Raw genomic sequence first — 21205 nt, forward strand, 5'->3', positions numbered from 1 at the left:
GAATCGTTTACCTTTCTAGAACTCGTTATAGATGAAATTACCTTGACCACGCCCAAGATAACCAAAAAAATAAATCAAAATCATAAAAATCAAAAAATAAAACAAGGTTTTTAATATAAATCGACCAGTTTCTTTCATGTAATCTCCCCACTAAATTAATACTGTTAATAGCCGATGCTCTTTTGTATTATTACATTCAATTTAAAAAGAGCCATGTTATTTATTATAGGTAAGCGCTTAGTAAAATGTCCGTGTAAATTGTTGAAAAACTAAGGCAAAACTGTGGCAATTTTCTATACTTCTAGTTTATACCGATTTAAAAAAAATGTCCTTACAGAGCTGTAAGATAGGCAAAAAAATCTGAGACTAACGCCTCAGATGTTTATTTTTTATTGAATAAAACTTACATTGCCTTAGTGGCTGATGTGCTTTTGTCGCTTTCAGGCCAGATTTTCTCATTCCACTTCACATTGTGGTGAGTGTCACGATATTTTTTAGGTGTCATTCCGACAACTTCCTTAAATTGTTGAATAAAATGACTTTGAGATGAAAATGATAAATGGTTTGCAATCTCAATCATCGAATAATCACTGAACTTCAATAAATCTTTCGCAACTTCTGCCTTTTTATTTTTGACATAATTGCTGACAGAAACGCCAACTTCTTTTTTGAACAGACGTGATAGATAACTTGCCGAAATACCAAATTCATTAGCCAGCTGTTCGACTGTAATGCGTTCTTTAATGTGGCAATAAATGTAGTCTTTACAATCTGACACGTGTTTTGAAATGACATCTTTTTGAATCTCACGTCGCATGCGCTCAGTATAGTCAATGACCATTTCGTCGTGCAAATTTTGCACCTCTTGAACGGTGTGAATGTCATCTAATTTTTGAATGTAAAAATCACTGAGTCTAAATGCCTGCTCTAATTCCATGCCATTTTGCCCACACATGCGGGTAATCATGGCTGTCGTAATCACAAAATGGTATTTTAGATTTGTAACAGGATTGCGTGATAAGGTTCCCACACCATCTTCAGAAACAAAGCGCTCTTGTTCACAATTTTTACGAACAGCTTCAACATCACCTGTTGCAACTGCTTGATAAAATAAAAACTCTTCTGTCATGGGACGGTGTTCAACGTCATCCATATTATCGCTTATCGCTAAAAGTCTCCACTCATCCTTGAAATTCATTTCAATCTCCTTTTGTAAACGATTACTGTCTATTTACCATTTTACCACATAAAAATGTGTTTGATAAAAAATCTCCATGATTAGTGGAGATTTTTTAATATACAATCATTTATCATAACGAATCCAGTCATAATAACCATACAAAGGTGTTTTTCCATCATATGGATCTAGCCAATCATCAACACCAATTCCTGGCCAAACATTCATCATGATTTTTCCTGGTGTTACTGGGAGATTTTCAGTCACCGTATGAACAGCTTTGCCATCAACATACCATGTGATGTGGTCTGCTTGCCAGTCAAAACCGTAAGTATGCCATTCTTCTGATGCATCAAAACCTAGGTCATAAAGATATTCATGGTTACCAACGCCATCAGTAAAATAATTGAATTGAACTTTTGTCGTATCTTTTCCAAGAAACTCAATATCGATTTCATCCCATTTTGTACCATCTGTCGGGCCAGTATAGGTAAAAAATGAAGTGACAACACCAGTGTTTTTAATAGCCTTCATCCGAACTTGATAGCGCCCATAATGGAAATACTCTCTCATGCGCCATTCACCACCAGTATAGCCATCTTGATCTTTATCAATCTTCAAGGTTAGACCATTATCAGTAAAGCTAACATTATCAGGTTGCCAAGTGCAATCAAACATATCACCATTGGCACCCGTCCTTAGCTCCATATAACTTGGGTCATATGCTCTAAAAGAAGTCTTAAATTGCGTTTGTTCGTTGATTTTCATACGTATTACTCTAACTTTCTAAAAATGATTATTTTTCTTTTTAAAAGGCGAGATTAAGAAGCTAAGAATTGCTACTAAAACTCCAGCAACTGTTAATAATTGACTTGGGCCTTCACCAGTTTTTGGTAAAGCAACAAAAGAACTTTTAACAGGGCTGTTTTTGGAAGTGACGGTGCTGAAACACTAGCAACAGATACAGAAGAAGGAGTTACTACTTCTTGAGCAGTATTTTCAATTGTTGTTTGAGGAGAAGTTTCAACAATTTCTCCTTCTACTTACCTGATTAGAATTGTAAGTAACCCAGTCATCAATATACTAAATTATCTTTCTTTTTTCTCGTAAATTATTCCTTAACACCACCGAGTGTAACGCCGGCAATAATGTATTTTGAAAGGAAAAGGTAAACGATAATGATTGGCACGATTGCTACCAAAATCATGGTGTAAATTTTACCCATATCAAAGTTCATGTAATCTGCGCCACGCAATGTTGCAATCAAAATTGGCACAGTCATCTTGCTCTTAGTTTGGATAACCAAGGCTGGAATGAAGTAATTATTCCAAGAACCAACAAAGGTAAAGATTGCTTGAACCGCGATGGCTGGTTTCATGATTGGAAGAACAATCGTATTAAATGTTCTAAATTCATTTGAGCCGTCAATACGCGCAGCTTCTACCAATGATAGTGGCAAAGATGATTCCAAGTAACTATACATGAAATAGAAGACTGCAGGTGAAGCTACTGATGGAATAATCAATGGAAGCCAGCTGTCGTACATGCCCATATTAGTGATTAAGCGCAAGAAACCCATTGAAGTAACTTGTGTTGGCATAACCAAAATCGCCAAAATAAATGTAAAAGCAACTTTTTTCAACTTAAAGTCATAAACATATAAACCATAAGCAGTTAACGCAGAAAAATAAGTACAGATAGCAGCTGTCAAACCTGAGATAATCAAGCTGTTTAAAATCCCATGAAACATTGGGAAGCTACCATCATTTGCAACCTTGCTCAGATTATCAAATAATGAACCACCAGGTAGTGCTGAGAAACCTTTTTGCAACTCTGCATGCGAGTGAGTCGCATTGATAATCAGGATATAAAAGAAGAACAGGCACATAAATGATAAGGTAATTAATACAAAATGTGCCACAATAACACGTAATCTATTTTTCGCTTGTGTTGACATTATTTCGCCTTTCTACCTTTGTGTTTCAATTGATGTTTAGTCATTTTAATTTCATTGTTAGTCATACGATAAACAAACCAGCAAAGAATCGCACTAACCACAAAGAGATAAACTGATAGTGCACCTGCCATACCGTAGTTCTTGCTCTTCAAGTGATTATTCAAGAACATAATCAAAGTTGTTGAAGTACGGTCTGGAGAACCTTGACCATTTGTCAAAATTTGTGGAACGTCGAACATTTGCAAACCACCAATAATTGACGTAATCAAAGTATAAGCTAAAATAGGTCGAATCATTGGTAAAGTGATATAGAAGAAACGTTGGCGACTGTTACAACCATCGATTTCAGCTGCTTCAAAAATATCAGGACTAATTCCCATGATAGCAGCCATCAACATGATTGTTGTATTACCAAACCACATCAAGAAGTTCATCACACCAACCAATGAACGTGTTCCAAAAGTTGAGCCCATGAAATCAATCGGCTCTTTAATCCAACCAAATGATTCTAGGATTGAATTAATTGGACCATTTGTTGAAAAGAGTGTGAAGAATAACATGGCAAAGGCTGACGCCATAATTAGGTTTGGCAAATAAATAACAACCTTGAAAAATTGTCGACCACGAATTTTCAGTCTAGCATCCACAAACCAGTTAGCAAGCACCAAAGCAACTACAATCTGTGGAATAAATCCGATTAGCCACAAAATCATGGTGTTTGCTGCATATTTCAGCATATCTGAATGCAATAAGCTGACATAATTTTCTAGACCGACAAAATTTGGTCCGATTTCTCTCATCCCTGAACGATAATATTCAAAGAAACTATAACGAATAGTGTCCACTAATGGGATAAAAGAGAAAATAAAGAATATCAAGAAGAATGGCAGGATAAAAATATATCCCCATTTTCCATAATCTATACGCTTACGTCTTTTTTTCATCTCTATCACTCCTCTAAAATACAGGGAGCAAGCTAGAAAATTTTTCACTCGGAAAAGATTTTCTAACTCACCCCCGCAAGGTCTACCTAAATTCCCAAAAACTTTATGAAATAACGTAACAATCTAAAACGGTTGTGAGCCAAATGTTAAATCGTTTTTAGTCTGGCCATTTAACATCTGTAATTTCTGGATAACGTTCTTTAATGGCTGTTTCAAAGTTTGTTTTGGCTTTGTTGAAGCTTACTTTTCCTTGAAGGTAGTCATTAAATGAGTTTTGAATCAACTCAACACAACCTTGGTCATATGATGACAATGGTGCAATTTTAATTTTTTCTGCAACTGGTGCGTAGTATGAATAAGCATTTTCACCACCAAGGAAATCAGACTTGAAGCTGTCATCGTTAGCAGCTGCTTCCATACCAGATTTAGTATTTGTAAAGTCTTGGTATTCTTTAGAAATCTTCAAGAGGTTATCTTTATCAGCTGTCAAAGCTTTAATGATGGCTTTAACGTGTTTAGGATTGTCTGTACCCTCAGCACCGTGAATGTATGAACCACCCCAGTTGTATTCTTGTGGTGGATTTGTAACAGCCCAATCGCCGTCTGCACCATCCCAATTTGATTTCAAAGTAAAGTCAATACCCCAAGCTGGGAACAAGAATGAGAAGACTTTAGATTGTGAACCCATTGCTTTATTCCAGTCATCTGTCCATTGACCTTTAACTGTTTTATTGAAGTAACCAGCATCAAGCCATTCTTTAGAATCTTTAACCCAATTCATAATTTGTGGGTCAACACGAACTGTTGTTGAACCATCTTCAACCCATGGTTTAGAAATGCTATTACCATACAAGCGGAATGTATCAGCGTATGATGCAAATGTGTAGTAGCCTTTATCGAGAAGTTCTTGTGCTGTTGCTTTCATTGTATCCCAGTCTTTAACTTTTTCACCAACTGCTGTCGGGTCATCTGTACCAAAGACTGCCTTTGCAATATCACGGCGATAGATTAGAACACCTGGACAAGTTTGCCATGTTGAACCACGTTGAACACCAGATTCATCTGAAGCTGTTTTCTTAGTGAAATCATATTGGTCTGCCAAATCTTTCTTAGGATTAATACCCAAGTCTTTCAAAGGCATTGCAACATTTGCTTCTTTAGAAGTGTATTTTGAAACGTAGTCAGTTTCTGATAGGAAAATATCGACTTTGTCATCCGCAGATGCTGAGTCTTGTTTTTCAAGAGCTTCATCCAATTTTTGTTGGTAAACACCATCTTGGTTTGGATTAATAATCCAGTGAATTTCACTACCATCTTTTAGTTTAGTAACGCTTCCGTCTTTAGAAGTTTCTTTAACTTCTGGATAAACGGCTTCAACACGTTGGCGGAATTCATCATTCCAAGAATAAACATTGATGACTTTTCCTTCTTCACCTGAAGCTGATGAACTTGATTTAGAAGAGCATCCAACCATTGTCCCTGCTGCAAGAGCAATCGCTATAAAAGCGCTTACTTTTTTGTTCATAATCCTTCTCCTTTTTTGAGGTTTCCCCTCTTGTTTTTGTAACTGCATTATACCCCGATTACGAGAAGGGTTATATTATAATATTTTTAAAAATATCATTTTTATGACCTTGTTTGAAAAAATTTTTATGGTAAATAATCATTTTTTAATCTTTTTGACACGTAAACCCTTACATAAATTCATGTGTTTTTGCTATTATATCAACATTTCTGGCTATTTCTCTAACTTTACTCTTCCTATTATACTAATAAAAACACTTGTGTAAGAATTTTGACATCAATCAACTTAATATCATAAATATGATATTTTTCTCTTCTTTTTTATTTTCTCTAAATTCAATTTCGTCTAGAATATGGGCAGAAGATAAAGGAGATAACTATGAAGCCATTAACATTTACTAACAACAAAGGGGATTTTAGACTTTCCCAAGCAGAAAATATCAGTTCTTTGTACTTCCCACTTGCTTCAGAAATTGGACTAAAAAGCGCAGTCACTCCAAATCTAGGAGGTGATGCCAAAATCAATCAAGATACTTTCTTATTAGAACCTGTCAGCGTGGACAATCTCCATAATAATCGTTCAACACGCAATTTTTGGGTTCGTGATAATGATGGAAATGTCTTTTCTGCAACAGGTGCATCAGCACAGCAAGAAACCCTCAGATTTTCCGATAAGGAAGAAGAAAACTCCGTTGAAGCTGGCTTTATGTGGCACAAAATTAAGCGCACAGCAGCAAACATGCCATTAAAATCAACAATCACATCTTTTGTACCACGAGATGAAAATGTCGAAATCATGCTCGTTACATTAGAAAACTTATCAGATACCGACCAAGAATTAACTGCTTACGGGGCGGTTCCAATTTTCGGACGTAGCGCTGACAATATCCGTGACCACCGAAACGTCACGTCTATGCTTCACCGAATCAAAACTACAGCCGAAGGTGTCCTAGTTTGCCCGACGATGTCATTTGACGAACGCGGTCACCAACTCAATCACCAAATTTATTATGTTCTTGGATTTGATGATAAAGAAAAAACACCAAAAACATTCTACCCAACTATAGAAATGTTTATCGGAGAAGGCGGAACATTTACTCACCCAGCTACTGTTTATAAAGACATAGAAGGCGTGACTGCAGATACGCACATCGATGGTCGCGAAGCCATGGGAGCTTTCAAATTTGAAACCTTCACCCTAGCTGCTAGTCAAAGCAAGACATTTATCCTATTAATGGGAATCAATGACAAAGAAAAAACGATTCAAACTATTGCTGAAAAATACAAAAATCTTGCTACCGTTGAAAAAACACTGCAAGAAACAAAAGATTACTGGCAAGAAAAAGTTGGTGTTGATTTTAAAACTGGAGACAGCGACTTTGATAGCTACATGAAATGGGTTTGCTTCCAACCATTCTTACGTCGATTATTTGGTTGTTCATTCTTGCCACATCACGATTATGGACGTGGCGGACGTGGTTGGCGCGACCTTTGGCAGGATTGCCTCTCACTTCTGCTCATGGAACCAAAAACTGTTGGCGGTATGATTATCAACAACTACAAGGGAGTTCGGCTTGATGGTACAAATGCGACAATCATCGGTGATGGTGACGGCAATTTCATTGCTGACCGTAATGGCATTACTCGTGTTTGGATGGACCACGCGCTTTGGCCATTAATGACCACAAAACTCTACATCGACCAAACTGGTGACGTCGATATTTTGACAAAAGAAGTTTCATACTTTAAAGACCCTCACGTCAAACGTGGCACTGAAATCGATCAAGATTGGAATGATAACTATGGCAATGAACAACGCACTTCTGACAACAGCGTCTACACTGGTAGCATCCTCGAACACTTACTTATCCAACATTTGACTGGATTTTACGAAGTTGGTGACCATAATATCTACCGCCTACGCGGAGCTGATTGGAACGATGCGCTCGATATGGCTAATGACAACGGAGAAAGTGTTGCCTTTACTGCTGCTTATTCTGGAAATCTGATGGAACTTGCAAGCCTCATTCGTCTACTAGAAAGTCAAACTGGCACAGATTCTGTTGAAATCCTCGAAGAAATCGGTCTTTTGCTCAAAAATGACTCAGATATTTTCGATAATATTGGACGTAAACACCAAATCCTCGAAGCCTACACTAACCAATGCCGCCACAACGTTACTGGACGTAAAATCAGAATCCCACTTTCTGAGCTAGCACTAAATCTCATCCAAAAAGCTGCTTGGCTTCGCCAACACCTACAAAAACAAGAATGGCTTGATTTTGATGAATACGAAGGATGCTACAACAGCTACTACGACAACAGCGGTAAACCAACTGACGGCTACTACAACGACCGTATACACATGATGTTGACTGGACAAGTCTTTCCTATCATGAATTTTGTTGCTACAGATGAACAAATCCGCAAAATCACAGCGAGCGCTGACCACTACCTCTACCGTCAAGAAATCGGTGGCTATCGCCTAAATACCGACTTCAAAGAAATCAAAACTGACCTTGGTCGCATGTTTGGATTTGCTTATGGTGAAAAAGAAAACGGCGCAGTCTTTTCTCACATGACAGTTATGTACGCCAATGCCCTTTATCGTCGTGGCTTTGCAAAAGAAGGCTGGAAAGCTCTTAAAACTCTAGCAAACACAGCTCTCAATTTTGAAACCAGTCGTATCTATCCAGGTATTCCTGAATACTTCCGTGCTGACGGTCGTGGTGTTTACCACTACCTAACTGGAGCTGCTAGCTGGTACATGCTAACAATGGTGACAGAAGCTTTCGGTGTTCACGGAAAAGCTGGTGACCTTGTCCTTTATCCAAAACTTCTTGCAGAACAATTCGATGACAAAGGACGCGCAAGCATCACCGTACAATTTGCCGATAAGACATTCCACATCCACTACGATAATCCAAACCAAAAAGATTTTGGAAAATATATCATCAAAAAAGCTACCTGTGATAACCAAGAAATCGACGTTACTGATGACGCATTTGCTTTTATTACAAAAGATAAACTCACAGAACTCTCTGACGATCCCCACGAAATTATCATTACACTAGCTTAAAAAACAGAAAGGACTCTCTCATGAAATATGGCTACTTTGACGATGCCAATCGCGAATATGTTATCACTCACCCAAATACCCCAAAACCTTGGGTCAACTATCTTGGCTCACCTGAATACGGCGCCATCATTTCAAATAACGCTGGCGGATACAGTTTTGCAAAATCTGGTGCTAACGGACGTATTTTGCGCTATGTTTTCAATAATTTTGACCAACCAGGTCGCTATATTTACCTACGTGACGATGACAACAAAGACTTCTGGTCTGCATCATGGCAACCTGTTGGTAAAGATTTAAACGGCTATCATAGCGAATGTCACCACGGGATGGGCTACACTAAGATGATTGCTGATTACTCTGACATTCATTCAAAAGCTACCTACTACGTTCCAAAAGATAAAAGCTATGAAGTTTGGGCAATTACCGTTACTAACCGTTCTGAACAAACTCGACATTTAACACTAACTGGTTACGCTGAATTTACCAACCACAGCAACTACGAGCAAGACCAAGTCAACCTTCAATACTCCCTTTTCATCACGCGTACCCTTTTCCAAGACAACCGTATCGTCCAGCAAATTCACGGAAATCTTGACACTCTCGATGACAGCGAACAAGTTGACGAAAAAAATGTCACTGAACGTTTCTTCGGACTTGGTGGTGCAAAGGTTAGCTCATATTGTGGAGACAAAAAAGGCTTCTTAGGTGACTACAATGGCTACGACAAACCTGAAGGAGTCACATCTGGAAATCTTGGTGACCAGACAAGCTACAACGAAAATGCTTGTGGTGCTCTTTCAAGTAAAGTTACACTTGAACCACAAGAAAGTAAAACACTTGTCTTTCTCCTTGGTGAAAAACCATCCCAAGAAGCTGCTGATATTATCTCTCATTATGCTAATCCAGCAAAAACTGCTGAAGCTGAAATCCAAGAACTTCGAGATGAATGGGAAGACCGCTTGACTAACCTTCAAGTCCAAACACCAAGCCCAGAATTCAACACCATGCTCAATACTTGGAATGCCTACAACTGCTACATGACCTTCATCTGGTCACGTGCCGCCTCATTTATCTACTGCGGACTTCGTAACGGCTACGGCTACCGCGATACTGTTCAAGATATCCAAGGTATCATTCACTTAAAACCTGAAATGGCAGCTGAAAAGATTCGTTTCATGCTATCAGCCCAAGTTGACAACGGTGGCGGACTTCCTCTTGTAAAATTCACCCACAACCCAGGTCACGAAGACACGCCAGATGACGCATCCTATGTTCAAGAAACTGGTCACCCAGCCTACCGAGCAGACGATGCCCTCTGGCTCTTCCCAACAGTCTACAAATACATCTCTGAAACAGGAAACCTTGCATTCCTTGATGAAGTGATTCCATTTGCCAATAAAGGAGAAGCAAGTGTCTACGAACATTTGAAAGCTGCTGCTCAGTTCTCACTTGACCACCTCGGACCTCACGGCATGCCTGCTGGACTTTACGCAGACTGGAATGACTGTCTTCGCCTCGGTGCAAATGGCGAATCATCGTTTGTCGCTTTGCAATTCTACTACGCCCTAAGTGTCCTCAAAGAATTTGCAAAAACTAAAGAAGATGCCGATTACCTTGCTTTCCTTGATTATGAACAAGAGAAAATGGGACAAAAAATCCAAAAACTCTGCTGGGACAACGACCGCTTTATTCGTGGTTTCACCGAAGCAGGTGAGCGTATCGACGCAGCTGATGACCCAGAAGCTAACATGTGGCTAAACCCACAAAGCTGGGCTGTCATCAGTGGTTTTGCTGACAAAGAACAAGCAGACCTCGCCATGAATAACGTTTACGACCAACTTAACACAGATTATGGTGCCATTCTCATGAACCCACCATATCACGCTCACGCTTTCGACGGCGCTCTTGCTGTTATCTATAACCAAGGCACCAAAGAAAACTCTGGTATCTTCTCTCAATCACAAGGCTGGCTAATCCTAGCTGAAGCCCTACGCGGGCAAGGGCAACGTGCCTTTACTTACTTTATGGAGAATGCTCCTGCTGCTCAAAACGACCGCGCAGACATCCGTCAACTAGAACCTTACTGCTACGGTCAATTTACAGAAGGTCCTGCTAGCCCACACTTTGGACGTTCACACGTTCACTGGCTAACTGGTACAGCTTCAACTGTTATGGTTGGCTGCGTAGAAGGAATCTTGGGACTTCGACCTGACTTAAGTGGTCTAAAACTCTCACCAGCCATTCCAAAAGAATGGGATACCTTTAGCATGACCAAAGTCTTCCGTGGCAAAGAACTTCACATCACTGTGGAAAATCCAAACCATAAGGAAACAGGCTTTACAAAACTCATCCTCAATGGCCAAGAACTTGACCAAGCCTACCTTCCTGAAGAACTCCTAAAAGAAACCAACCAAATCACTCTTACACTATAAAAACAGAAGCTGAGACTAAGGTCTCAGCTTTTTTTATGTATCAAAAAAAGGACTGAAATCATTCAGTTCTTTCTTCTTTTAACGTTTTAGTAAGAGTGATTTTAAAGAGTTATTTTTGGGGGAGTTAACCGATTTGTTTGGGGAGTGTAGTTTCAATCAGTTAAGTAAAAACAAACTGTTATATCGCTAACCATAGCTTAATTAAAATTTATCATAACTAATCCAGTCATAATAAGCATATAAAGGAGTCCAACCGTTATAAGCACCTAACCAAGAATCTACTTCATGAGTTCCTGGCCAAGCATTCATCATAATCTTACCTGGTGTGCTAGGAATATTGTTATAAGCTGTGTAAACAGCTCTTCCATCAACATACCAAGTAATATGGTCTGCTTGCCAATCAAAACCATAAGTATGGAATCCTTGAGAAGCATCAAATCCTAAATTATAAAGGTATTCGTGATTTCCTTGACCACTAGTGTAGTAGTTAAATTGAACTTTAGTTGTATCTTTACCTAAAAATTCAATGTCAATTTCATCCCACTTTGTTCCATCACTTGGACCAGTGTAAGTAAAGAATGAAGAAACAACACCTGGATTTTTAATAGGTTTCATATTCACTTGGAAAAGTCCATATCCAAAGCGCTCTCTACTACGCCATTCACCACCGGTGTAGCCTCCGCGGCCATCACTTCCAATTTTAAGGTTCATAAGACCATTGTTAAAACCAACGTTTGCGGGATCCCAACGGCAATTAAACATACCGCCATTCGTTCCGCTACGAAGTTCCATGGTACCACCGTTATAGCCATTTAGTTCTTGACTATAGTGATATTTACTTTGCGCAGAAACGCTTTGCGAAATCCCAAAGAAAGCTAATAAGAGAACAATTAAAGTACTAACTTTTTTCCACATAATCATACCTCAATTTAAACATTTTCAAAAAGTAAAGTTTTGGCAGAAAAAGGAACTAATCTCCTCTACCAGATTTGCAAAGCATTGACAAATCTAGTCAAATTCACTTTTTCTAACCGACAACGATTTTTAAAAATGGGGCAAATTCTTTTTCATAATCCTGAAAAGATGCTAGTCACACAAATTTTTTGTTTCTCTTTAAAATCCTCCGTTTTTCCGTTATGTCAATAGTATAGCGCTTTCATTCATCCTGTTATATTACTTTCTCTAAAAAAATATCAGATTTATGACATCAAGAGTAAAAAGAAAAAGTCTTCTTGGAACCATTTTAAGTAAAATAGCTCTAAGAAGACCTTTTATAAAAGGTTAAGAAAATCAAGACTGATGACTTAATTTTACTCGCTTATAAGACAAAATCCCCTGCAGTAAAGCTGATAAGAATAAAATGACTGCTGCTAAAATAAGAACACTTTTAACACCACTATCTAAAAACGCCAAAACCAGCAAAATCAAATTAATAATTCTGATATAAAGGCTAACTTCTTTCATCAACTCACCCTCCCAAATTCTATATTGTGCGTTTTTCATAAAACGCTTACATTTATATTATACTACATTTTCCGCCAAATTTTTACACTTTTTTCAAAAAATATGAAAAAATTTTATAAAAAACCACAATTTCATTCATGAAACTGTGGTAAGTTATATTATTTCTTTTTATCTAATGATTTCTTGATAGTATCAATTGCTCCTTCTGAGCCTTCTTTGAGGTCATCAACCAACTCTTTTCCCTTAGCAATTGTTTTTTCAACAAAACCTTCAGCTTCTAGCTTTTTATTGCCAGTTACTTTTCCCAAGCCTTGTTTGAGACCGCCCTTAACTTGATCTAATTTTGCTTTATATTTTTCGTCAGACATACGTGTGTCCTCCAATCTTTAAGTTACTTAAAGTCTAGCACTTTCGATTAAATAAGTAAAGTATCCGCTTTCAAAATCTTCCAAAATAAAAGCCGCCAGACTCGAGCACTGGCGGATGGTTTATCATTATGCAGATAAAACTTTACGTCCTTTACGACGACGAGCAGCAAGCACGCGACGTCCGTTTTTAGTTGACATACGGTGACGGAATCCGTGTTTACGTTGACGACGGATTTTACTTGGTTGATAAGTACGTTTCACGATGAATACCTCCTCATAGATTTTCGTATTCGTTTAGCCGGCTATATTTGATCAGTTACTAAACATACCCTACTATTTTATAATAAGTATGGCTAACTGTCAAGCACTACTTATTTTTTTCCTGTAGTTTCTGATTAATATTTTTTACACGATGATTAAAATTAATATAAATCACAAGCCAAATCACTAGATAAATCAAGGTAAATTCTGCCGAAAATTCCCATGACCAAAAGAAACTTGTCGTAATGCCATTCATTAAATTTAACCAGCTATTAATGCTGTAGACAAGGCAAAAATGAATAATGAGTTTCCAAGTCATAGCAAAAGCTTCTGCCTCAAAAATCATACTGACTAACCCAATCAAACCACTTGTAAAAACAACATTAGCAATCTGCTGAACCGTCTGTGTCTTTGCACCACTTTGCCACAAAAAGAAAAGATAACAAAGACCACCAAAACCTATTCCAATTAGAATATAAACAATCGCACGTTTAATAAATTTCATCAGGAACACCTCACAATCCCAAAGCTTTTTCTAAATCTGACAAATAACGACGACTAACATCTGTCTTAACATCATTTGTCAAAAGAGCCAGCATATTCCCCGAGAAACTACTCTCTAAAGCCTTTAAATGATTGATATTAAGCACAGCGTGCTTTGATACTTGTACAAAATCAGGGTTGTTCAAGCGAGCACGAAACTTGTACAGGCGATCGTTGGTCACAAGCCTTCCGTGTCTTGTCTCTAAAATCAAAGAACTGCCATTAACGTCAATCAAAATCAAGTCTGACACGCGCAATAACTCTGTACGCGTAGCCGTTTTTACCGGTAAAACTTCCGTTTTTTCCTGATTAAATCTCGCTAAATAATCTAAAACATCTTGGACAGCTTGATCGTATTTTCCACTTCGGACCAAAACTTCAATAGCCTCTTTTGGCAAACTGCTATCCTCTTCAAACTGGTAGTGCACCCTTTAACTCCTCTTATTATTTTTAGTCAATGAGAATCGCTCAAGATATAAACTTAGCGCCAAAAGAACGATTATCCCACAAATGACAAGGCTCACTAGGAGCATTTCTTGATTCAAGGTCGTTAAGTTTTTTAATTTCAAACCAATTCCTAAAAATTCCTTGGCATCTGCGTTTACAGCGTCTTTTGCAATCAAAAGCTGACGATAAGCAGCTGATACGTAGGCTGCAGGTGTTAATTTGACCACTTTTTGTGCAAAATCAGGCAAAGCACCAATCGGCATATAAACCCCAACAAGAAAACCTGAAACTGTTCCTACAATAGTTGAGAGAGCTTCTTCTGTCGTTAAAGTTCTGACAAATTGCAAAACAAGTAAAGCAAAACCTGCTCCCATGATTGAACTCAAAAGCATGATTAAAAGCATTTGAGGCAAGTGTTCAAACCCAAAACTAATGCCATCTTGCCAGTAAAAATAAAGTTTCATGATAGCTAACATGACTAGCTGCATGATAAAACCAATCAAGCTAGATGAAATGAGATAGCCAAGATAAAGTTTTAATTGTGAAATATCTGTCAGCAAGAAATCTTCCAACTTATGACTTACCTTGTCTTGCACCAAGCGAGAAATTCCTGTCCACGTTGTTGTCATGCTGGTCACTGCAAGTGTACCGCCCAAGACCCAATTATCAAGCAGCTCTTCCAGATTTGGTGTTCCAGCAAAAGAATCCTGCATATTTTTCTGCAAAAAAATCACATAAAGAATAAAAGCAATCAAAGCTCCCAAAAGTGAGAAAAAGACACTTGCTTTATTTGAAAAATAGAGCTGTAAATTACGTTTTGTCATCGCCCACATATTAAGCCATCTCCCTTCCCGTAATACTCAAAAAGACATCATTGATATTTGCTTTAACATAATCAAAATCGTTAATTGCTGCGCGCTTATCAGATAGAATTTGCAAAGCCTCTTTTGAATCATTGACAACAATCTTCAATTGACCATTTTCCAACAGCTGATATGCTACGTCCGAAAATGCTGATGCATCACTCGCATCAACGAGCAAGTATGGTTTAGAATAAGCTTCTTTCAGCTCCTTAGCAGAGCCTTTAGCCAAAACCTTACCACGGTCAATAATATAAGCCATATCGGCATTTTCAGCCTCTTCAAGATAATGAGTAGTCAAAAAGATTGTCAACTTTTCTTCACGCTGCAAGCGACGTAACAACTCCCAAATCGCCTTACGTGTCTGAATATCAAGACCAGTCGTCGGCTCATCCAAGAAAAGAAGATTAGGTTTGTTCAAGAGGGCTCGCACAATATCAACTCGACGACGTTGGCCACCTGATAGCGTTCCATAAGCTTGATTGAGAAAATCCTCAATGCCAGTCAGATGAATCAGCTTTTCCATCCAATTCTTATCACGATTGCGATAAAGCGATTGGCGGCTCTTTAAATTGTCCAAAACACTAAGTTCAGCATCAAGCACACTGTCTTGGAAAACCATTCCGATTTTCAGATTTGGAGACAATTCAATCTCACCAGATGTTGGTTTTAATAAGCCTGTCAACATCTTCATCGTTGTTGATTTTCCGGCACCGTTTGTTCCGATATAAGCCAGTAATTTTCCTTCTTCCACTTCTAAGTTCAAGTGGTCAATAACCGTTTTATTTCCGAAAGTTTTAACCAGATTCTTTGTCCTAATTAACATAGCTCTGTCCTCCCTTTTGACATTATTTTATCAAAAAAAGTCTTGAAATAAAGTCTTTTTCGGTAAGCGGTTAAAAATAATTGCTAAGCGGCAAAATAAAAAGCCCTTAAAGGGCTTTTTTTATCTCACAGCTGTCACAACAACGTAGCGATTTGGGTCATTTCCTTCTGAATAGCTGTCTACGCCTTCGATACCCGTAATGGTTTTGTGAACAATTTTGCGTTCGCTATTGCTCATCGGGTCCATGACATAATCTTTACCTGTTTCAAGCACACGGCTTGCTGCTTTACGAGTAAATTCAATCAATGTTTCTGTGCGGTGTTCAACGTAATCATGAACATTTAAAATCACAGAGAAATTCTTTGAGTAACGGTCATGTAGGAAATTTTGTGAAAGCAATTGAAGAGATTTCAAAACTTTACCGTGATAGCCAATCACACGACCAGCTTCTGGTGTTTCGATTTGCAAATTGATTTGGCGACGATTGTGGCTAGTCTCAACAGTTGCCTCAATGTCCATTTCGTAAATGATTTTTTTAACATATTCAGCAACTTCTTCAGTCGCTTTTTCAATGTCTTTACTCAATTCACGTTGAGCTGGAAACTCACTCGCAACAAATTCTTCAAAGCTTTGTTCAGAACGAACAGGTTTCGGAACATCTGAAACTTCGACAACTTCAGGTGTTTTTTCGCCCTCCGCTTCATTTACTTTTTCAAGAGCTTCTAAAACTTCTGTGTGACCAGCTTCCTCAAGAATGGTTTGTGTTTTTTTCTTGTGCATAACAATGTCTTCTTTGACAGAATCATCGATGACTTCGCCACGCTCTTCCATTTTCTTGATAATACCAGTTACTTTTCGAAGTTCCATTGTGTCTTCGAATTTTGATGAAACAGGTTCATTTTTTTGATTAACTTCTTCAGGCACACCTTTGACCGCTTTTTGGTTAGCACGGTGCGCAGTCACTTCGTTAATGCCTTCAATATCTACTTGAGCAGGTTTCTTTCCAAAACCAAAGAAACCTTTTTTCTCACGAGAAACAACTTTAATATGAGCTTTGAGACGTGAAAGGTTTAATTCCTTCAAACCTTTTTCAATAGCATCTTCAACAGTTCGACCTGTGAATATTACCATATTTTTATCCTCTTACTTTCTTCTCTTTTGCGCTTTCTTCTTAGCACGACGAATTTTAGCGGCACGTTCTTTTTCAGCTTCTTCTTCTGCTTTACGCTTAGCAATAATTTTAAACGGATTATTCAATAGAAGAATTTGGAAAACTTGGAAAGCATTTGATACTGCCCAATAAAGCACAACCCCTGATGCCAAACGGAAACCAAAGAAGAAAATCATGATTGGCATCACGTAAGTCATCATCGTCATTGCCATGTTTTTCTCACGCACAGCTTTATTACTCAACCAAGTTGAAAGGAAAGTAAAGAAAGCAGCCAAGACAGGCAAGATATAGTATGGGTCTGGTTGTGATAATTCAATCCACAAAAAAGTTCCAGTTTTTAGGAAAGCAACACGAGTCAATGCTTGGTACAAAGCCATCAAAATTGGCAATTGAATAAGTAATGGAAGCATTGTCGCATATGGATTGACACCATATTCTTTATAAAGAGCTTGACTTTCCTCAGTCAACTTCATGCGGCTGTCAGTATCACGACCAGGATATTTTTCTTGTAATTTTTTAAGCTCTGGCTGCAAATCTTGCATCTTTTGACTAGATTTGATTTGCATATTAAATAATGGCATCAAGATTGCTCGAATGATGATTGTAAAGAGAATAATCCCCACACCAATACGACCATTAATTGAAAGCCATTGAATAGCTTTGGCAAAGAAGTAAACGATTTGTTCCCAACCATTTGTTGAGGAAGCGGTTACTTCGCTGCGCCCACAAGCAGCCAAAAGACCTAAAGTAAGACTACTTAATCCTAATAATTTAATCTTTCTTTTCACTATTGAGACCTTCCTGATATAAATTAGCAAGTTTTAAAACGTGCAGTAAATTTTTTTTCACTTCATGGTAATCAAGTTCCTCGACACCTTTACGCGCAATGATGACAAAGTCCTGATTAATCAAGTTTGGTGACAATTCCATGATAACGTGTCGAATTTTTCGTTTAATGCTATTACGAGTGACAGCGTTACCAAGTTTCTTGCTCACAGAAAGCCCTACTCGATAGTGGCTCTGATTTTTTTCTAAATGATAAAGGACAAATTTTCGGTTAGCAACACTTGATCCTTTGCTAAAAATCGCCTGAAAATCTTTGTCACTTTTGACACGATAGGTTTTCTTCAACGTACGACTCCATTCTAAATTATTTTTATTATACCATAAAAATCGAAAAAAGCCCTAACCTCTAAGAAGTTTGGGCCTATTATCTTTAAAATATTTTTATTGGAATCTATGCTCAACGTTTTTTAAGTCAAAATGACAGTTAATTGATTTTTTATAAAGCATTTTTTGCTAATTCAATTTGCCATTTCACTTGGTCAAAACCAGTTCCGCCAAGAGAGTGACGGCGCTCAACTGCTGTATGAGATTTGAGAGTTTCATAGATATCTTCCTCAATCAAAGCAGAAATTTCTTGGTAACGTTCAAACGGCACATCTTGCAAATAATAACCTGCCTTTGTGCATTCAAGAACTAATTTACCAACAATTTCATGCGCTTGACGGAAAGGAAGCCCTTTGCTAGCAAGATAGTCAGCCAATTCTGTCGCATTTGAGAAATCTTTTTCAGTCGATTCAGCCATGTGTTCTTTATTGACAGTCATGGTTTTTAGCATACCAGCCAATATATCAATAGCCACCGTAATGGTTTCAACCGTATCAAACATGCCTTCTTTATCTTCTTGAAGGTCTTTATTATAAGCTAATGGCAAAGATTTCATAACTGTCAAAAGCCCAAAGAGATTGCCATAAACACGACCTGATTTTCCACGAATTAATTCTGCCATATCAGGATTTTTCTTTTGTGGCATGATAGATGAACCCGTTGAGAAAGCATCTGAAAGAGTCACAAATTTGAATTCATTTGAGCACCAACTGATGATTTCTTCACAGATACGACTCATATGCATCATCAAAATCGAACTATTTGCCAAAAATTCCAAGATAAAATCACGGTCAGACACGGCATCAAGCGAGTTGCTATAGGGTTTGGCAAAGCCCATAAGCTGCGCTGTCATTTCACGGTCAATCGGGAAAGTTGTCCCAGCAAGAGCAGCCGCACCAAGCGGTGACAAATCAGCATGTTTCACGTTAAACTCAAAGCGCTCGCTATCACGGGTAAACATATTGTAGTACGCCATCAAGTGATGCCCAAATGAAATCGGCTGTGCATGTTGTAGGTGCGTGTAACCTGGCATGATTGTGTAAACGTGCTCTTCAGCCAAATCAACTAAAGTCTTACGTAAATTGCCAAGTTTTCCAATCACTTCATCAAGCTTAGCTTTCAAGTACAAGTGCATATCTGTTGCTACTTGGTCATTACGCGAACGTGCTGTGTGCAATTTTCCAGCCACAGGACCGATTTTTGCTGTCAAAAGACTTTCCATATTCATATGAATGTCTTCGTTTGACACGTCAAATTCAATTTTTCCAGCCTTGTATTCTTCAAGAAGTTCTTCAAGACCTGCTTTGATTTGAGCTGATTCATCTTTTGTGATAATGCCTGTTTCACCAAGCATAGTCACGTGTGCAATAGAACCTTTCAAATCAAATTCTGCCATTTTTTGGTCAAAAGAAATCGATGCACCAAATTCCTCAACCCATTTTTCAAGACCTGCTTCAAAACGCCCGCCCCATAATTTATGATTTTCTGTTGTCATATCACTGATACAATGAACCACCAAAGCTGGCGTTCAAAGCCTTTCTCTTTTCTTATTTCAATTAATAAATAAGTCCTAGGAGCTACCAAGGACTTATGATATGTTGCCTCACTGGGCGAATGTCTTAAATGAATCTCACAGGATATCATTATTTAAGCTCGATGCCACTCTCTGTTGACACTAACGAGTGTTTGGTAAGTTATAAGAAAAGAGTCTCAGATGGAGCTCCCTGTCCCCTTTTATCTGATATTTTCTTTTCTTTTTCATTAGTTCCTGCTTGCGCAGATATATTATTTGTTGTTAACTTGTGAGTTAACTTGGGTTGGTAGTCCCCAAAGTTTGATGAAGCCTACGGCTGCGTCTTGATCAAAGCTATCAGCTGATGTGTAAGTTGCCAAGTTTTCGTCGTAAAGTGAATTTGGTGATTTACGAGCGACAACTTTTGCTGAACCTTTGTACAATTTGACTTTTGCAGTACCGTTGACAACTTTTTGTGTTTCTTTGATATATGCAATGATAGCTTTTGTCGCTGGGCTGAACCACAAAGCATTGTAGATAAGATTTGACAATTCATTTTCAAGAATTGGTTTGAAATGAGAAACTTCACGAACAAGTGTGATATCTTCGATTTCTTTGTGAGCTGTCAAAAGAGTGATGGCACCTGGACACTCATAAATTTCACGTGATTTGATACCGACCAAACGATTTTCAACGTGGTCGATACGACCAATACCGTGTTTGCCAGCGATAGCATTTACTTCTTGGATAAGGTCAGCAAGTTTCATTTCTTTGCCATTAAGAGCGACTGGCTTACCTTCTTTGAATTCGATGTCGATAAATTCTGGTGTGTCAGGAGCTTCTTCTGGTGAAGTAGTGATACCAAAAGCATCTTCTGGAGCTTGGTTCCATGGATTTTCAAGAACACCACATTCGTTAGCACGACCCCAAAGGTTTTGGTCAACTGAATAAGGATTGTCAAGGTCAGCAGGAACTGGAACACCATTTGCTTTAGCGTATTCAATCTCTTCTTCACGAGACCATTTCCATTCACGAACTGGAGCAATGACTTTCAATTCAGGGTCAAGCGCAGCGATTGCTACTTCGAAACGAACTTGGTCGTTACCTTTACCAGTACAACCGTGAGCGATTGTTGTCGCACCAGTTTTATGAGCGATTTCTACCAATTTTTTAGAAATCACTGGACGGCTAAGAGCTGATACTAATGGGTATTTTTGTTCGTAGTAAGCATGAGCTTGAAGTGCTGGAAGAACATACTCTTCAGCGAATTCATCTTTAACATCAAGAACATAAGATTCAACCGCACCAACTTTAAGAGCTTTATCATGAATAAAATCAAGGTCTTTACCTTCGCCGACGTCCATACAAACCGCAACGACATCATAATCTTTCATGAGCCAAGTAATAGCAACTGAAGTATCAAGACCACCTGAGTAAGCAAGGATAACTTTTTCTTTTGACATAGGAAT

Annotated in this window: 21 protein-coding genes and 1 pseudogene; 2 read left to right on the forward strand and 20 right to left on the reverse strand. The window is 38.3% G+C overall.

From position 1 onward, the window contains the following. Window positions 1-15: 15 nt before the first annotated feature. From ACNTMY_RS08655 to ACNTMY_RS08685, 7 genes and pseudogenes are all read right to left on the reverse strand, one after another. The gene (locus tag ACNTMY_RS08655) at window positions 16-138 is read right to left on the reverse strand and encodes a teichoic acid D-Ala incorporation-associated protein DltX (RefSeq protein WP_021143201.1); all 123 of its coding nucleotides are present in this window, start codon (window positions 136-138) and stop codon (window positions 16-18) included. A 265-nt stretch (window positions 139-403) separates the two neighbouring features. Continuing rightward, the gene (locus tag ACNTMY_RS08660; protein ID WP_423216143.1) at window positions 404-1198 is read right to left on the reverse strand and encodes an AraC family transcriptional regulator; all 795 of its coding nucleotides are present in this window, start codon (window positions 1196-1198) and stop codon (window positions 404-406) included. Between the two features lie 105 nt (window positions 1199-1303). Beyond that, complete coding sequence (gene bglS / locus ACNTMY_RS08665; RefSeq protein WP_423216144.1) at window positions 1304-1945, reverse strand: beta-glucanase; 642 nt, start codon at window positions 1943-1945, stop codon at window positions 1304-1306. A gap of 18 nt (window positions 1946-1963) precedes the next feature. After that, window positions 1964-2065: pseudogene (locus ACNTMY_RS08670) on the reverse strand (LPXTG cell wall anchor domain-containing protein); the annotation flags it as partial. Between the two features lie 223 nt (window positions 2066-2288). After that, a complete protein-coding gene (locus tag ACNTMY_RS08675) occupies window positions 2289-3134 on the reverse strand; it encodes a carbohydrate ABC transporter permease (protein WP_021143207.1) in 846 nt (281 codons plus the stop codon). Then, window positions 3134-4078 carry a carbohydrate ABC transporter permease gene (locus tag ACNTMY_RS08680; RefSeq protein ID WP_074480112.1) on the reverse strand — a complete coding sequence of 315 codons (945 nt, stop codon included), beginning with the start codon at window positions 4076-4078 and terminating at the stop codon, window positions 3134-3136. Before ACNTMY_RS08680 ends, ACNTMY_RS08675 begins: the two co-directional genes overlap by 1 nt. A gap of 157 nt (window positions 4079-4235) precedes the next feature. After that, window positions 4236-5603 carry a carbohydrate ABC transporter substrate-binding protein gene (locus ACNTMY_RS08685; protein WP_423216145.1) on the reverse strand — a complete coding sequence of 456 codons (1368 nt, stop codon included), beginning with the start codon at window positions 5601-5603 and terminating at the stop codon, window positions 4236-4238. Between the two features lie 378 nt (window positions 5604-5981). Between ACNTMY_RS08685 and ACNTMY_RS08690 the strand changes: the two genes are divergently transcribed. Both ACNTMY_RS08690 and ACNTMY_RS08695 read left to right on the forward strand, forming a co-directional pair. Next, window positions 5982-8681 carry a GH36-type glycosyl hydrolase domain-containing protein gene (locus ACNTMY_RS08690; protein WP_423216146.1) on the forward strand — a complete coding sequence of 900 codons (2700 nt, stop codon included), beginning with the start codon at window positions 5982-5984 and terminating at the stop codon, window positions 8679-8681. Window positions 8682-8701: 20 nt separating this feature from the next. Further along, entirely contained in the window at window positions 8702-11113 is a 2412-nt protein-coding gene (locus ACNTMY_RS08695; protein WP_423216147.1) for a GH36-type glycosyl hydrolase domain-containing protein, read from the forward strand. Window positions 11114-11314: 201 nt separating this feature from the next. On the opposite strand, the gene bglS (ACNTMY_RS08700) is transcribed toward ACNTMY_RS08695, so the two are convergent. The 13 genes from bglS (ACNTMY_RS08700) to ACNTMY_RS08760 form a co-directional block, all read right to left on the reverse strand. Then, on the reverse strand, window positions 11315-12028 hold the full coding sequence (bglS, locus tag ACNTMY_RS08700) for a beta-glucanase (RefSeq protein ID WP_423216880.1): 714 nt from the start codon (window positions 12026-12028) through the stop codon (window positions 11315-11317). A gap of 375 nt (window positions 12029-12403) precedes the next feature. Further along, a complete protein-coding gene (locus tag ACNTMY_RS08705) occupies window positions 12404-12577 on the reverse strand; it encodes a hypothetical protein (protein ID WP_423215037.1) in 174 nt (57 codons plus the stop codon). Window positions 12578-12735: 158 nt separating this feature from the next. Beyond that, on the reverse strand, window positions 12736-12945 hold the full coding sequence (locus ACNTMY_RS08710) for a CsbD family protein (RefSeq protein WP_021143215.1): 210 nt from the start codon (window positions 12943-12945) through the stop codon (window positions 12736-12738). Between the two features lie 126 nt (window positions 12946-13071). After that, the gene (gene rpmH / locus ACNTMY_RS08715; protein ID WP_002885866.1) at window positions 13072-13206 is read right to left on the reverse strand and encodes a 50S ribosomal protein L34; all 135 of its coding nucleotides are present in this window, start codon (window positions 13204-13206) and stop codon (window positions 13072-13074) included. Window positions 13207-13312: 106 nt separating this feature from the next. After that, entirely contained in the window at window positions 13313-13711 is a 399-nt protein-coding gene (locus ACNTMY_RS08720; protein ID WP_423216148.1) for a DUF3021 domain-containing protein, read from the reverse strand. A 10-nt stretch (window positions 13712-13721) separates the two neighbouring features. After that, the gene (locus ACNTMY_RS08725) at window positions 13722-14177 is read right to left on the reverse strand and encodes a LytTR family DNA-binding domain-containing protein (protein WP_423216149.1); all 456 of its coding nucleotides are present in this window, start codon (window positions 14175-14177) and stop codon (window positions 13722-13724) included. A gap of 3 nt (window positions 14178-14180) precedes the next feature. After that, complete coding sequence (locus tag ACNTMY_RS08730) at window positions 14181-15029, reverse strand: ABC transporter permease (RefSeq protein WP_423216150.1); 849 nt, start codon at window positions 15027-15029, stop codon at window positions 14181-14183. A gap of 1 nt (window position 15030) precedes the next feature. After that, entirely contained in the window at window positions 15031-15882 is an 852-nt protein-coding gene (locus ACNTMY_RS08735; protein ID WP_157339220.1) for an ABC transporter ATP-binding protein, read from the reverse strand. Between the two features lie 120 nt (window positions 15883-16002). Next, on the reverse strand, window positions 16003-17013 hold the full coding sequence (jag, locus tag ACNTMY_RS08740; protein WP_423216151.1) for an RNA-binding cell elongation regulator Jag/EloR: 1011 nt from the start codon (window positions 17011-17013) through the stop codon (window positions 16003-16005). Between the two features lie 12 nt (window positions 17014-17025). After that, window positions 17026-17841, reverse strand: a complete 816-nt coding sequence (locus ACNTMY_RS08745; RefSeq protein WP_423216152.1) for a YidC/Oxa1 family membrane protein insertase — start codon at window positions 17839-17841, stop codon at window positions 17026-17028. Next, complete coding sequence (gene rnpA, locus ACNTMY_RS08750; protein ID WP_024344384.1) at window positions 17825-18184, reverse strand: ribonuclease P protein component; 360 nt, start codon at window positions 18182-18184, stop codon at window positions 17825-17827. The genes ACNTMY_RS08745 and rnpA overlap by 17 nt, the downstream gene beginning before the upstream one ends. A gap of 151 nt (window positions 18185-18335) precedes the next feature. Next, entirely contained in the window at window positions 18336-19718 is a 1383-nt protein-coding gene (gene argH / locus ACNTMY_RS08755; protein ID WP_423216153.1) for an argininosuccinate lyase, read from the reverse strand. A gap of 290 nt (window positions 19719-20008) precedes the next feature. Beyond that, a complete protein-coding gene (locus ACNTMY_RS08760; RefSeq protein WP_021143227.1) occupies window positions 20009-21199 on the reverse strand; it encodes an argininosuccinate synthase in 1191 nt (396 codons plus the stop codon). Window positions 21200-21205 lie beyond the last annotated feature (6 nt).

Origin of the sequence: Streptococcus equinus (genome assembly GCF_049393735.1) — a bacterium.
GTDB classification, from domain to species: Bacteria; Bacillota; Bacilli; order Lactobacillales; family Streptococcaceae; genus Streptococcus; species Streptococcus equinus_G.